The following is a 12,611-nucleotide window of genomic DNA, read 5'->3' as shown; positions in this document are numbered from 1 at the left end:
GGACACTCATCGACGGATGGCGAACCCCGTCTCGTCCTCCGGGTCCTCGTACGTGACGTCGACGTCGCGGACGGTGGCTGCGGGACTCCCGGTGTGACACCACTCGATCATCGACTCGACGGCGTCCTCGGTGCCCTCGAAGACGGCCTCGACCCGGCCGTCCCGACGATTGCGGACCCAGCCGTCGACGTTCCTGGCCCGCGCGGCGTCGCGGGTGTTCGCCCGGTAGTAGACGCCCTGGACCCGGCCGGAGACGTAGACACGGGCCCGAACTCGCTCGCTCATGAACACCCGTTCGGGACCCACCGGTAAAAATCCGAAGCGTCGGCGAGTCGGACCGCCCGAGCGTGAATCCCGCCCAAAAAATGTCGGGATGTTGCAACAATTCTATACCTCCCGGCCGTCGTAGGTTCGTGTATGTACCACGACATACTGGTGCCGACGGACGGGAGCAACGCCTCGGCGGCGGCAGTCGACCACGCGGTCAGTTTGGCCTCGCAGTACGACGCCCGGGTTCACGCGCTCTACGTCGTCGACACCGGCTCCTACGGACTCTTGGAGGAGAGGGCGTCGGTGGTCGTCGACGCGCTCCGCGAGGAGGGGAAGAAGGCGGTAGGGACCGTCGAGACGGCCGCCGAGACGGCCGATCTCGACGTCGAGACGGCCGTCGTCGAGGGGACGGTCCACCGCTCGATCCTCGACTACGCGGAAGAGAACGGCGTGGACCTGATCGTGATGGGTACACACGGCCGACGCGGCATCGACCGCTACCTGCTGGGAAGCGTTACCGAACGGATCGTTCGGTCCGCACCGATACCCGTCCTCACGGTTCGAGGCGAGTCAGCCGAGGACTCATAGCCAGGGCGCGCGGGATTCCTCCTCGACCGGGAACGGGGAGGACCGGCCCTCGTCGTCCGCCGCGTCGGCGGCCTCGGGGGTCGGGCCGGCGTCCGCGTCGTCCTCGGTGTCGCTCTCCGCGTCGGCGGACTCGTCGTCCCCGAGGATCGACCCGTCGGGGTCGAAGGAGAACACGGCGGTCACACAGAGGACGCCGAGCGCGACGGGGGCCTCGGTGGGCATCAGGCCCAGGACCGAGAGGGCGAGCATCCCGAGGGCGACGGCGCTCCCGAACCGGAACAGGTCGAGGTCGACCGACTCCTGCAGGACCGGCCCGAGGGCCGCGACCAGCATGGCGAACCCGACGCCGACGCCCGCCGCGGCGACGCCCCGGGCGACGAGCCCCGGATCGGTGACGAAGGTCACCGACGCGCCGGTGGGCTGGAGGCTGGCGATCAGCCCCAGACCGATGATGACCGCGGGCCGGGGGAGATACTCGCCGACCCGGGCACTCGCCGTCTTGGCGGCGACGGTCAGGATGACCAGCCCGGCGAAGCGCTGGAAGACGGCCATGTCGACCAGGCTCTGGACGGTGGGGGCCAGGGCCGCCTCGACGGCCGCCGCCGGGAGCAAGACCAGGCCGAGTAGCGCGATGGTCCGCATCCGCTCACGGGGCGAGCCGTCCATCTCGGCGAGGACGACGGCCACGGTGGCCGAGCCGCCGAAGATGAGCAGACCGGTTTCGAGAATGCCGAACGGGTAGGTGAGCGCGCCCGCCAGGATCAGCGCCGGGAAAATCCCGTCGATCAGCGGGAGCATCATCACCGTGGCGAGGAGCTTGGTCGCACCGCCGACCTGTCGCTCGAGGCGGAGCGCGACCGGATGCTGAGAGACGCTCATGCCACGCTAGCGGCCGTAACCATCGGCCGACCGGTGGTGTAACGTCCTCGACCTATCGCCGCGGTCGGTGACGTTTCCGTCGGTTCCGAAGCGTTTGAAGTTCGCCCGCGCTGTAAAGGAGATGCCGGAGTCCTGGATGGAACTCGTCCGAGCGGCAGTGCGCGTGGCGATGGAACGCTTCGAAGCCATGTTCGAAAAGTGGGCCACGGCAGTATTAAACGTTGCGTGGGATGGGACCACACGACCGCAAACTGCCGTCACACGGCCCGCGCGACCGCTCGCACCGGGGGGTTCCTAGTGGTCGAGGCGTCGGGCTAAGTCGATAGCGCGGTCCTCGCTCCCCTCGACGACGACGGCCGTCGTCACGCCGTCGGCCTCCCAGTAGACGACGGCCACGCCGTCGACGGTCGTCGCGTTCGCGTCGTGACCGTTCACCGTCACGTTCGTGACGTTCGCCGAACCCCGGTCGAATTCGCGGTCGGTCGTCGTCGAGACGACGGTCACGTCGTCGCCGTCGTCGCGGTACCGCTGGGCGACGTGAGTCCCGTCGGCCCGCGTGAGGGCGGTGGCGTTGCCGAACTCGGCGTCGAGTCGGGGGAGGTCGAAGCTCGTGTTCGTCTGGACCGCGTCGAAGGTGTCGTAGCGGTCGACCGACGTGATGGAGAGTCGGTCACCCGGCGGGTCGAAGGTGCTCCCGTGGACGCTCACGTTGACCTGCGACTCACGGTAGTCGACGACGGTCGAGTTCTCGCCGTCGGTCACCTCGGCTCGGAGCAGTCGAGCGTCCGATGTGGCGACCCAGAGCGTCGCGTCCGCGTCCCCGTCCTCGGGCACCACCCGGACGACGTGGGCGTCGGTCCCGTCGTCGCTGCCGCGACGCAGGTACTCGACGCTGGCGTTCGCGTCGGCGGCCGACCAGTTGGCGAAGTCGTTCGGTGTGGAGGCGTTCCCGGCGTACTCCACGCCGGTCGTGTGGCCGACTGCGTCACGCTCCCAAGCGGCGGTCCGGTTCGGACCCACGTACCAGGCGACCGTCTCGTTGACGCCGGTCCGGTACGTCGCGTTGTCCGCCGCGACGACGGTCCGGGACTCGTTGCCCGCCGCGGCGAACTCGACGGTTGCGGTTCGGTTCGCGCTCTCGTTGCTGACGGTCACGTTCGCCGTCACGACCACGCTCTCGGCGTTCGCGTAGTGGTCGCGCGTGTCGTTGAGGACCGCCTGCCCGGAGGGCTGACCGTTCGTGGTCGCGGCGCCGGCGACGGCCGCGAGCGCGGTCAGCACGACGAGGAGGAGGGCCAGTCGCCGCCACCCGCCGAATGTCGGTCGCATGGGTGCTAGTACGGTCGCGTTTCAAAGAAGGTTCCCCCGCCCCCTGGGCACACGACTCATAAGCGTCCCGTCCGAAGCGAGGGCGATGACCGCCGACGCGGACGTGACCGTCGGCGCCGGGGCGGGGAGCCCCGTCGTCGAGCTCTCGGGCGTCCACAAGACCTACGACGTGGGAGGGGTCGTCGAGGCGTTGGCCGGCGTCTCGCTGACGCTCCCGGAGGGATCGTACACCGCCGTGATGGGGCCGAGCGGCTCCGGGAAGTCCACGCTGTTGAACCTGATCGGGGCGCTCGATACGCCGACCGAGGGGCGGGTGGTCGTGGCCGGTGAGGAGGTGTCGACGGCCTCCGACGGGACCCGTGCCGAACTCCGGGGGACGGACATCGGATTCGTCTTCCAGACGTTCAACCTCCTCTCGCGGCTGACCGCCGTCGAGAACGTCGGTCTCCCGCTGGTGTTCGCCGGGGTGCCCCGAGCGGAGCGCCGGGAGCGCGCCCGCGAACTGCTCACGGACGTTGGCCTCGGGGATCGAACCGACCATCTCCCCACGGAGCTGTCGGGCGGACAACGTCAGCGCGTCGCCATCGCTCGGGCGCTGGTCGCCGATCCGGCGCTCGTCCTGGCCGACGAGCCGACGGGCAACGTCGACACCGAGACCGGTGGGCGCGTCCTCGACATCTTCGACCGACTGCACGCCGCCGGCAACACCATCCTGCTGGTGACCCACGAGCGCCACGTCGCCGAGCGAGCGGACCGGATCGTCCACGTCCGCGACGGTGAACTGGAACGGATCGAGGATCTGGGGGACGACGCGTGAAGCTGACCGAGTCCGCTCGGATCGCCCTCCGGTCGATCCGGAGCCACAAGCTTCGGTCGACGCTGACGGTGGTCGGTCTCGTCATCGGTATCGCGTCGGTCATCGTCTTCGCCACGTTCGGCGCGAGCGTCGAGGCCGAAATCGTGAGCGACATCGGGGGGTCGAGCGCGAACAACGTCTACGTCTTCGCGACCCCGACCGACGACGACGGGTTCGATCAGGTGATCCAGCCGGTGTTCACGGCCCGCGACGTGCGCGAACTCGAATCGATCGAGGGGGTGCGACGGGTCATCCCACGGGGGATCGTCGAGGCGAACTCGATCACCCACGAGTCGGATACGATCGCTCGCCAACGGCTCACGGCGACCCGGCCCGAGACGTTCGACGAGGAGTCCATCGTCGCCGGTCGCGGGTTCCGGTCGGGGGCGAACGAGGTGGTCCTCAACGAGCGGGCGGCGACGGCGTTCGCGACGAACGTCTCCGTCGGCGACCGCCTCACCCTCTCCCTGGCCGGAAATAGGACGACCGAGGTGACCGTCGTCGGCATCGTCGACGGCACCGAAGGGGAGTTGCCGGTCAGCGACTTCGCGAACCGTGCGCAAGTGTACGTCCCCGTCGATCCCTTCTACCGGACGGTCGTCGAGAGTCCGAGCGTGGGCGTGCGTCAGCGGGCCTACCCGCAGGTGACCGTCGTGAGCGACCCGACGACGACGGCGGCGACGAAGGCCGCCGTGGAGACGTACCTCCGCGAGGAGTCGGACGCCCGCCGTCTGAAACCGGGGGGGACGGAGCTCGTGGCACAAACGAGCGGTGACTTCGTCGAGCGGATCGGCGCCGTGATCGACCGAATCACGCGGTTCGTGACGGGCGTGGCCGTGATCGGGCTGGTCGTCGGGGCCATCGGTATCGCCAACATCATGCTCGTGAGCGTTACCGAACGAACCCGCGAGATCGGAGTCATGAAGGCCGTGGGCGCGCGGAACCGGGACGTGATGACGCTGTTTCTGGTCGAGGCCGGACTGCTCGGCGCCATCGGCGCGGTGCTGGCGCTCCCCCTCGGCGTCGCCGTCGGGTACGCGGCGACCCGGTACGCGGACGTGGGGTTCGCACTCGCGCCGGCGTGGACGGCCACGGCGGTTGTGGTCGGCGTCGTGGTTGGCGTCGTCGCGGGGCTCTACCCCGCCTGGCGGGCAGCGCGGGTGGACCCGATCGACGCGCTCCGATACGAGTGAGCGACGGTGACACGCGGTCTCACGCGCCGAGGCGGCCGAAACGGGCGACTCGCAACGTTTTTCCGGGCGGCGAGACGACGGTTTACATGGCGAACGACGTTCCCGATTCGGAACCTTTCTCGGCGAAACTGCAGGTACCGGAGGCGCTGACGTTCGACGACGTACTCCTCCGTCCGATGGAGAGCCACGTCGAACCCGACGAGGCCGACGTGTCGACGCGGGTCTCCACGAACGTCACCCTCAACATCCCGATCCTGTCGGCAGCGATGGACACGGTGACCGAAAGCGACCTCGCGATTTCGATGGCTCGCAACGGCGGCATCGGTGTTCTCCATCGCAACATGGACATCGAGGAGATGGTCGTCGAAATCGAGCGCGTCAAACGAGCCGACGAACTGGTGATCCGTCGGAACAACGTGGTGACGGCTCGACCGGAACAGACCGTCCGGGAGGTGGACGAGATGATGGAACGCGAGGGAGTGAGCGGCGCTCCCGTAGTCGACGAGGACGACGCGGTCCTCGGCATCATCTCCGGGACGGACATCCGGCCGTACCTGGAGGTCGGCGAGTCCGACGAGGTACGCAAGGCGATGACCGACGAGGTCATCACTGCTGGCGAGGACGTGACCGCGCGCGAGGCCCTCGAACTCATGTACGACCACAAGATCGAACGAGTGCCCATCGTCGACGACGACGACCGCCTCGCTGGTCTGGTCACGATGCAGGGCATCCTCCAGCGGCGCGAACACGAGAACGCCGCGCGCGACGATAACGGAGCCCTCCGGATCGGTGTCGCCGTCGGTCCCTTCGAGGACGACCGGGCGACGGCGGCCGACGACGCTGGCGCCGACGTACTCTTCATCGACTGCGCGCACGCCCACAACCGGAACGTGATCGACAGCGCACGCGAGATCAGCGAAGCGGTCGGCGCGGACGTGGTGGTCGGCAACATCGGCACCCGCGAGGCCGCGGAGGCCGTCGTCGACTTCGCCGACGGCGTGAAGGTCGGCATCGGACCGGGATCCATCTGTACGACCCGAGTCGTCACGGGCGCGGGGATGCCCCAGATCACCGCCGTCTCCGAGGTAGCGGACGTGGCCAGCCGTCACGACGTGCCGGTCATCGCCGACGGGGGGATCCGCTACTCGGGTGACGCGATCAAGGCCGTCGCCGCCGGCGCCGACGCCGTCATGCTCGGCTCGTACTTCGCGGGCACTCAGGAGGCCCCGGGGCGTGTCATCACCATGAACGGGAAGAAGTACAAGCAGTACCGCGGGATGGGATCGGTCGGCGCGATGCGCTCCGGCGGCGGGGACCGGTACCTGAAAGAGGAGGACGACGACGAGGGCTTCGTCCCCGAGGGCGTCGAGGCGGCCACCCCCTACAAGGGGACGCTGGCGTCCGAACTTCACCAGCTCGTCGGTGGCATGAAGTCGGGGATGGGCTACGTCGGCGCGTCGACGATTCCCGAGTTCAAGCAGCGATCCCGGTTCGTCCGCGTCTCTGCCGCGGGCCAGACCGAAGGCCACCCACACGACGTGATGATCACCGACGAGGCACCCAACTACAGCCCGCAGGAGTAAAGCGACCGAATCCGGCGACGATACCGCCGGAATCGCTACGTTGAGTCGATTCCGCAAGGGGTATTTTGATATACTCCGACGATTCATTGGGAGTCGTGAGTGGTCGCACTCCTCCTCGGAGGAACACATGAGCGACGATGCCCCCCTCGTCCTCGTCGTCGAGGACGAACGTGACCTGGCCGAACTCTACACGACGTGGCTGGCCGGGACCTACCGGGTGCGCACGGTGAACGACGGACGGGCGGCGCTCGACGAACTCGACGACGAAATCCGCGTCGTCCTCCTCGACCGACGGATGCCGGACCTGTCGGGTGACGAAGTGCTCGACGCCATCCGTGAACGGGGACTCGACTGCCGTGTGGCGATGGTGACGGCCGTCGAACCCGACGTCGACGTGATCGATATGGGCTTCGATGACTACCTCGTCAAGCCGGTGTCGCGGGGCGAACTCACCCGCACGGTGTCGAACCTCCTCGTCCGCGACGAGTACGACGAGGGCGTCCAGCGGCTCTTCTCACTCGCCTCGAAGAAGGCGCTCCTCGAATCCGACACGAGCGAGGCAGCGTCGGAAGAGTCGGAGAAGTACCAGCAACTCCTCGACGATATTGCGTCCCTGCGGGCCGAACTCGACGACAAACTCGCACAACTCAGCGAGTCCGACGACCTGACACTCGTCTATCAGGATCTCGGACGTGACAGCGACGAATAACAGTAGATTCAGTTACACGTTTCCTGCCGAGCCTCCATCGTCCGTGTCCTGATACCCCTGCCGTCTGTCGATTTTCGATCCAGATCATTTTATGTCAGTAGTCAACGGATTTAATTGATTATATTTACTATCAGATATTCTCGAAAAATTATATTTTTCGAGCGGCGGACAGTCCAGTTGCAATGTCCGAACGCGACAGCAGCACGATGGCAACGTCCCCCGAAGAGAACCAGCGATCCGGTACCGTCGCCGACGGCAACGGTGGCGCCGTCTCCGGCCCCTACACGGCCGACGGCAACGGTGGCGCCGTCTCCGGCCCCTACACGGCCGACGGCAACGGTGGCGCCGTCTCCGGCCCCTACACGGCCGACGGCAACGGTGGCGCCGTCTCCGGCCCCTACACGGCCGACGGCAACGGTGGCGCCGTCTCCGGCCCCTACACGGCCGACGGCAACGGTGGCGCCGTCTCCGGCCCCTACACGGCCGACGGCAACGGTGGCGCCGTCTCCGGCCCCTACACTGCCGACGGCAACGGTGGCGCCGTCTCCGGACCCTACACTGCCGACGGCAACGGTGGCGCCGTCTCCGGACCTTAAAGCTTCGCGAAGTCCAGTTCGTCGCTCCAGACGAGCGTTCCGTCGATTTTCACCGGTACCGTCTCCAGCGAGAGGAACTGCCGTAGCTCCTCACGCGTCATCTCGAAGGTTTTGGAGGCTGCCGACCAGAGGTGATACTGGTTCTCGTCGTTGATCCACGGCATCACCATGCTGCCCATCCCGACGCGCGTCGAGGGATGGGTCTGCCAGTCGAGTTCGTAGCCATCGTCGAGACGGCGGACGGCACAGACGTTCGGTGGGCCACCGTCAGTCCGCGCCAGCGACAGGCTACTGTCCCCGATGACGGTGTACTGCTCGCCGATGATCGAATCGTCGCGGGCGATCTCGAGGGCGCTCCCGACCGGAAATCCCCGGTTGAGCAGACGGGCCAGCATCCGTCCCATCCGGACGGCGCCGCTGTTGATCACGTCGGAGAGCGTGACGATACCTGCGATGGCCCCGGCGTCGATGAGAGCCGATCCCTGCTCGTAGGACTGACAGGCGTTCAACAGGAAGGCGTCGGGGCCGGCCGTCCCGAGCGTCGTCGCGTCGAGTTTGCCGTCGGCACACTCGAATCCCTCGGCGTCGATGTGGCCGATGTAGTGGAGGAGATCCGCCTCCGCCGAGAGCACGCCACGGAGTTCCCGCCGCGTCAGGTCGTGGTGGACGCGCACGTCGAACGGGAGTTCCTCCCGGGAGCCGTACACCTCGTCTACCACGTCACGTTCGTCGGCCATCCGCCGGTCGTTGCAGACGACCGTGATCCCGATGTCCCCGTCGTCGGCGGGCGTTCGATCGAGTCGGTTGTAGAAGGCAGTGGAAGTGGCCTTGCTGGCTCCGATCGGCGCGCCCTCGCCGACCCAGGACTGTTCCAGAGAGTCCGCCGTCTCCGGCTGGACGTAGGACCGTGCGGAGCCGTCGGCCGCCGCGCTCCGGGTGAACGTCGAATCTCGGAAGAACTCGTCGGCTGCGGCCGTCTGGACTTCGGAACTCGGCGTCGGTTCGTTCCGGGGCGTCCGGACCACCGCGAGGTCGTTGGTCACGAACGGCAGCAGTTCCACGTTCTCCGGGGTGGGCGCGACGTGAGAGGTGAGCCGCCACTCCGGAACCGCCTCTTCGACGGCGCCGAACGGGATCTGGAGATACCGCTCTAGTTGTGTCGCGAGCGGCTGGTCGTACAGCCACTCGAAGTCGAGATCCAGGTCCGTCTCCACGGCCGATCGCTCGTGCAGGTCCACCGAGTAGTACCCTTCCGTCCGAGTCACACAGTCGAGGAAGAACGTCTGCTTGAGAACGCGTTCGACCTCCGTCTCGAATCCGCGCATCGTATCGAGGTCGTGTTCGAACCCGGAGTCGGTCACGAGCCGAGGACGGTCGCCGGGGACCACCTCCGCGGCCACGTAGTACGCGAGCGGCGTCGCCACGTAGATGGACCGATACTCCGGTGGGAGCTCGAGTCTGACGCCCGTCTCGGGCGCCTCGATGCCGTCGGGGATCTGGAGGCGGTCGCCGAGTTCGACCAGCGGCGGGTGGCCACGGAGCGTCGGATACGACCGCTCGGGGGAGGTCGTCTTGAGTGCGGAGGAGAACTCCGAGACGGCCGTCATCACGTCCACGGGATCGCCGGTCGTGGTGATCGTCGCCGCGGGTCCCTCGTGGTGGGAGCGCGCCCCAACGCGGACCTCGCGTTCGCCGTCGAACTCGATACGCGTCCGATTCACGTCCGAGACCACCGTGACGCCCCCCTCGACGCGGAGATAGATCTTGATCGGACCACAGAGTTCGAGGCTGTACCTTCCCGGCGGGAACTCCTCGTAGGCGGAGTGCTCCGTCTCGGCGAGCATCCGGCCCGTGTCGTCCCGCACGTACACCGAGACGACCGTCGGGAGTTCGATCGCCGCCGCCCCGACGGTGACGGCCGCGTCGATTGGGAAGCGGTGGCCGTCGGGGTCGACGGGCGTCGGCGAAACCGGGCGGTCGGTGAACAACCGGAACTGGTTGCGTTCGATGAGATCGGTGACCACCAGTCCCGGTTCGTCGTCGGGCGTGGAGAACGACACTTCGAGGGGGTCGCCGTCCGTCTCCACGGGAGGCCGATCCGGCCGCTCGGTTCGACTCATCGTACGATAGAGTCAGTCGTCGTACACAAAAGCATATTGTTGGTTGTCTATCAATTGTCCGCGGGTTGCTCGGCGACCGGGAGCCAGTCCGAGGTGAGGTCCCGGTCCCTGAAGTGCCACCGCTGGTCCAGTCCGTCCCCCTCGATCCGGAGTTCGACGGTGGCGTCGAACAGCGGCTGAAAGAGCCTGACGGCCTCCGACGTCACGTCTCGCGGGAGTCGGAAGTGCACCAGTCCGGACGCCGACCGGGCCTGTGCGATCATGACGTGCAGGAACCGGAACGTCGTTTCGCGGCCGTGTGCGGCGAGCAGCGTCGGCAGACAGTCGAAGGCCATCCGGAACTCCGCGGGTTCGAGTCCGCCGGCGAACAGATCGAACTCCTCGATCACCTCGGCGACCGTCGTGCCGAGTTCGCGGATCGATCCGTCGATGCCGTGGGTCCGAGGCGTCACCTCGTCCAGCGGTCGCGTCCCCGCGGCGGCGCTTCGGGCCTGCCCGCCCCGCGTGATCAGTCGTGCGTACTCCGAGGAGAGCGGTCCGGTTCGACGGAGCCGACGCTGCGCACTCTCTCGATTCGACTCCGGCGTCACGACGAGCCGGCGGCGCGGGGGATCCGCGCCCGGGTCGCCGAGCATCGTCGTCGACGCCGTTGCGAACATCTCTTCCGGTACCGATCCCACGACGAGGAGCGCACTCCCCTGCTCTTTCAACGTCGCCAAGGCATGGGCGAAGCTGATACCCTCGTCGTCGGGTCCCATCCCACCACCCGCAACCATCACTTCCCCTCACGGAACGGACACAAATAATACTTGGTATATTCGAGTGCCCGGCCGACCTCACCGACTCCCGAGGAACCGCTCGATGCGGTTCATCGCCTCCTTCAGATCCGACATCCCCGTGGCGTAGGAGACGCGGAGGTGTCCGTATCCCTCTTCGCCGAAGACGCGGCCGGGGACGACGGCGACCCCCTCTTCTTGCAGCAGGTCCTCGGCGAACTGTTCGTCGTCGTACGGCGCTTCTGGGAAGGCGTAGAACGCCCCAGTCGCCTCGAAACACTCGAGCCCCATGTCGCGGAATCGGGAGATGACGAACCGGCGACGACGGTCGTACTGCGTTCGCATATCCTCGACGTCGCCGTCACAGGATTCCAGTGCCTCGATGGCGGCGTACTGGGCCGTCGTCGGCGCCGAGAGCATCGTGTACTGGTGGATGCGGTTCATCGCGTCGATGGCCTCGCTCGGACCCAGCGCGTATCCCAGTCGAAGCCCGGTCATGGCGTAGGCCTTCGAGAACCCGTTGAAGACGATGGTCCGCTCGCGCATCCCCGGCAGCGTCGCGATAGACGTGTGGTCTCCCTCGTATGTCAGCCCCGCATAAATCTCGTCGGAGAGGACCGTCAGGTCGTGTTCGCGCGCGAAGGCCGCGATGTCGGCGAGTTCGTCCGCGCTCGCCGTCGCCCCCGTCGGGTTGTTGGGGTAACAGATCATCAGCACCTCGGCGTCGGCGGCGCCGGCCCGTTCCAGGTCGTCGTAGGTGAGCACGAAGTCGTTCTCCGCGCGCGTCGAGACTGGCAAGGGGTCGCCGCCCGAGAAGCGCACGCCCGGCCCGTAGGAGATGTAAGCCGGCGACTGGACCGCCACGGCGTCGCCCGGGTCGACGAGGGCGCGAAGCGCCAGATCCACCGCCTCACTCGCCCCCGTCGTCACGAGAATCTCCGACTCGGGGTCGTACTCCAGGCCGTACCGCAGGACGTGAGTCGCGATGGCCTCGCGAAGTTCCAGCATCCCCCGATTGGTAGTGTAAGATGTCCGGCCCCGTTCGAGGGAGTGGATGGCGGCCGCGCGCGCCTTCCACGGTGCGCTGAAATCGGGTTCGCCGACGCCCAGCGAGATGACGTCGTCCATCTCCTCGGCGAGTTCGAAGAAGCGTCGGATTCCCGAGGGAGGGGTATTTTTGGCTCGTTCGGACAGCTTCATGGCGAAATCGAGAGTCGGTCGTCTTCGTCGCTGTCGGTGAACTCCAGCCCGCGGTTCTTGTACGTGTCCATGACGAAGTGCGTGACCGTCTGGGTTACCTCCGGAATCGGAGCGATCTGTTCGGAGACGAACATGGAGACGTCGCGCATCGAGTCGCCCTCGACCGTCACGTCGAAGTCGTAATCACCGGAGACGAGTCGAAGCGCCGTCACTTCGTCGAACTTCGCGATCCGACCCGCCACGTCGGCGTATTTCGTCTCGCGGTCGAGTTCCAGGTTGAGTTCCACCTCGGCCTCGACGTGGTCCTCCTCGATGCGGCTCCAGTCGACGACTGCCTGATAGCCGAGGATCGCACCCTCGTCCTCGAGGTCCGCAATCATCGCTTCGACCTCGGCCTCGTCGCAGCCGAGCTGCCGCGAGATGGTCGCCGTGCTTTCACGGGCGTCCTCCAGGAGTAGATCGAGTAGCTCCAGCTTGTCGGCCATACGTTCCCGTCGGCGCCCTCCGTGAAA

At 67.1% G+C, this 12,611-nt stretch carries 14 protein-coding genes; 6 read left to right on the top strand and 8 right to left on the bottom strand.

Annotation, left to right across the window (positions count from 1 at the left end; translation table 11 throughout):
• Positions 1-6: 6 nt before the first annotated feature.
• The gene (locus tag V8686_RS09375; protein WP_379703726.1) at positions 7-285 is read right to left on the bottom strand and encodes an acylphosphatase; all 279 of its coding nucleotides are present in this window, start codon (positions 283-285) and stop codon (positions 7-9) included.
• A 132-nt stretch (positions 286-417) separates the two neighbouring features.
• Between V8686_RS09375 and V8686_RS09370 the strand changes: the two genes are divergently transcribed.
• The gene (locus V8686_RS09370; protein ID WP_379703725.1) at positions 418-858 is read left to right on the top strand and encodes a universal stress protein; all 441 of its coding nucleotides are present in this window, start codon (positions 418-420) and stop codon (positions 856-858) included.
• Here V8686_RS09370 and V8686_RS09365 read toward each other — a convergent pair.
• The 3 genes from V8686_RS09365 to V8686_RS09355 form a co-directional block, all read right to left on the bottom strand.
• The gene (locus V8686_RS09365; RefSeq protein ID WP_379703724.1) at positions 853-1,737 is read right to left on the bottom strand and encodes a DUF5794 domain-containing protein; all 885 of its coding nucleotides are present in this window, start codon (positions 1,735-1,737) and stop codon (positions 853-855) included. The genes V8686_RS09370 and V8686_RS09365 overlap by 6 nt on opposite strands.
• 6 nt (positions 1,738-1,743) lie before the next feature.
• The gene (locus tag V8686_RS09360) at positions 1,744-1,926 is read right to left on the bottom strand and encodes a hypothetical protein (protein WP_379703723.1); all 183 of its coding nucleotides are present in this window, start codon (positions 1,924-1,926) and stop codon (positions 1,744-1,746) included.
• 105 nt (positions 1,927-2,031) lie between these two features.
• Complete coding sequence (locus V8686_RS09355; protein ID WP_379703722.1) at positions 2,032-3,066, bottom strand: LolA family protein; 1,035 nt, start codon at positions 3,064-3,066, stop codon at positions 2,032-2,034.
• 85 nt (positions 3,067-3,151) lie between these two features.
• Between V8686_RS09355 and V8686_RS09350 the strand changes: the two genes are divergently transcribed.
• The 5 genes from V8686_RS09350 (at position 3,152) to V8686_RS09330 (ending at position 8,003) form a co-directional block, all read left to right on the top strand.
• A complete protein-coding gene (locus V8686_RS09350) occupies positions 3,152-3,883 on the top strand; it encodes an ABC transporter ATP-binding protein (RefSeq protein ID WP_379703721.1) in 732 nt (243 codons plus the stop codon).
• Positions 3,880-5,115, top strand: coding sequence for an ABC transporter permease (locus V8686_RS09345; RefSeq protein ID WP_379703720.1), 1,236 nt, complete (start codon positions 3,880-3,882; stop codon positions 5,113-5,115). Before V8686_RS09350 ends, V8686_RS09345 begins: the two co-directional genes overlap by 4 nt.
• 86 nt (positions 5,116-5,201) lie before the next feature.
• Entirely contained in the window at positions 5,202-6,698 is a 1,497-nt protein-coding gene (gene guaB / locus V8686_RS09340; RefSeq protein ID WP_379703719.1) for an IMP dehydrogenase, read from the top strand.
• 127 nt (positions 6,699-6,825) lie between these two features.
• On the top strand, positions 6,826-7,407 hold the full coding sequence (locus V8686_RS09335) for a HalX domain-containing protein (protein ID WP_379703718.1): 582 nt from the start codon (positions 6,826-6,828) through the stop codon (positions 7,405-7,407).
• Between the two features lie 182 nt (positions 7,408-7,589).
• The gene (locus tag V8686_RS09330; protein WP_379703717.1) at positions 7,590-8,003 is read left to right on the top strand and encodes a hypothetical protein; all 414 of its coding nucleotides are present in this window, start codon (positions 7,590-7,592) and stop codon (positions 8,001-8,003) included.
• On the opposite strand, the gene V8686_RS09325 is transcribed toward V8686_RS09330, so the two are convergent.
• Genes V8686_RS09325 through V8686_RS09310 form a run of 4 tightly spaced genes read right to left on the bottom strand, consistent with a single transcriptional unit; the run spans position 8,000 to position 12,584 of the window.
• Positions 8,000-10,123, bottom strand: coding sequence for a hypothetical protein (locus V8686_RS09325; RefSeq protein WP_379703716.1), 2,124 nt, complete (start codon positions 10,121-10,123; stop codon positions 8,000-8,002). The genes V8686_RS09330 and V8686_RS09325 overlap by 4 nt on opposite strands.
• Before the next feature lie 50 nt (positions 10,124-10,173).
• The gene (locus tag V8686_RS09320; protein ID WP_379703715.1) at positions 10,174-10,899 is read right to left on the bottom strand and encodes a DUF7504 family protein; all 726 of its coding nucleotides are present in this window, start codon (positions 10,897-10,899) and stop codon (positions 10,174-10,176) included.
• A 60-nt stretch (positions 10,900-10,959) separates the two neighbouring features.
• Positions 10,960-12,099 carry a pyridoxal phosphate-dependent aminotransferase gene (locus V8686_RS09315; protein ID WP_379703714.1) on the bottom strand — a complete coding sequence of 380 codons (1,140 nt, stop codon included), beginning with the start codon at positions 12,097-12,099 and terminating at the stop codon, positions 10,960-10,962.
• On the bottom strand, positions 12,096-12,584 hold the full coding sequence (locus V8686_RS09310; RefSeq protein ID WP_379703713.1) for an Lrp/AsnC family transcriptional regulator: 489 nt from the start codon (positions 12,582-12,584) through the stop codon (positions 12,096-12,098). The genes V8686_RS09315 and V8686_RS09310 overlap by 4 nt, the downstream gene beginning before the upstream one ends.
• Between the last annotated feature and the right edge of the window lie 27 nt (positions 12,585-12,611).

Origin of the sequence: Haloplanus litoreus (assembly GCF_045690335.1) — an archaeon.
GTDB lineage: Archaea > Halobacteriota > Halobacteria > Halobacteriales > Haloferacaceae > Haloplanus > Haloplanus litoreus.
Note: the sequence above shows the minus strand (reverse complement) of the source record. Positions and strands in the feature narration are given on the sequence as shown.

Excerpts from the sequence above, each read along its gene's own strand:
- V8686_RS09320 (WP_379703715.1), bottom strand. The coding sequence starts at position 10,899 with ATGGTTGCGGGTGGTGGGATGGGACCCGACGACGAGGGTATCAGCTTC.
- guaB (WP_379703719.1), top strand. The coding sequence starts at position 5,202 with ATGGCGAACGACGTTCCCGATTCGGAACCTTTCTCGGCGAAACTGCAG.
- V8686_RS09350 (WP_379703721.1), top strand. The coding sequence starts at position 3,152 with ATGACCGCCGACGCGGACGTGACCGTCGGCGCCGGGGCGGGGAGCCCC.
- V8686_RS09335 (WP_379703718.1), top strand. The coding sequence starts at position 6,826 with ATGAGCGACGATGCCCCCCTCGTCCTCGTCGTCGAGGACGAACGTGAC.
- V8686_RS09365 (WP_379703724.1), bottom strand. The coding sequence starts at position 1,737 with ATGAGCGTCTCTCAGCATCCGGTCGCGCTCCGCCTCGAGCGACAGGTC.
- V8686_RS09360 (WP_379703723.1), bottom strand. The coding sequence starts at position 1,926 with ATGGCTTCGAAGCGTTCCATCGCCACGCGCACTGCCGCTCGGACGAGT.
- V8686_RS09310 (WP_379703713.1), bottom strand. The coding sequence starts at position 12,584 with ATGGCCGACAAGCTGGAGCTACTCGATCTACTCCTGGAGGACGCCCGT.
- V8686_RS09370 (WP_379703725.1), top strand. The coding sequence starts at position 418 with ATGTACCACGACATACTGGTGCCGACGGACGGGAGCAACGCCTCGGCG.
- V8686_RS09355 (WP_379703722.1), bottom strand. The coding sequence starts at position 3,066 with ATGCGACCGACATTCGGCGGGTGGCGGCGACTGGCCCTCCTCCTCGTC.
- V8686_RS09315 (WP_379703714.1), bottom strand. The coding sequence starts at position 12,099 with ATGAAGCTGTCCGAACGAGCCAAAAATACCCCTCCCTCGGGAATCCGA.
- V8686_RS09325 (WP_379703716.1), bottom strand. The coding sequence starts at position 10,123 with ATGAGTCGAACCGAGCGGCCGGATCGGCCTCCCGTGGAGACGGACGGC.
- V8686_RS09375 (WP_379703726.1), bottom strand. The coding sequence starts at position 285 with ATGAGCGAGCGAGTTCGGGCCCGTGTCTACGTCTCCGGCCGGGTCCAG.
- V8686_RS09330 (WP_379703717.1), top strand. The coding sequence starts at position 7,590 with ATGTCCGAACGCGACAGCAGCACGATGGCAACGTCCCCCGAAGAGAAC.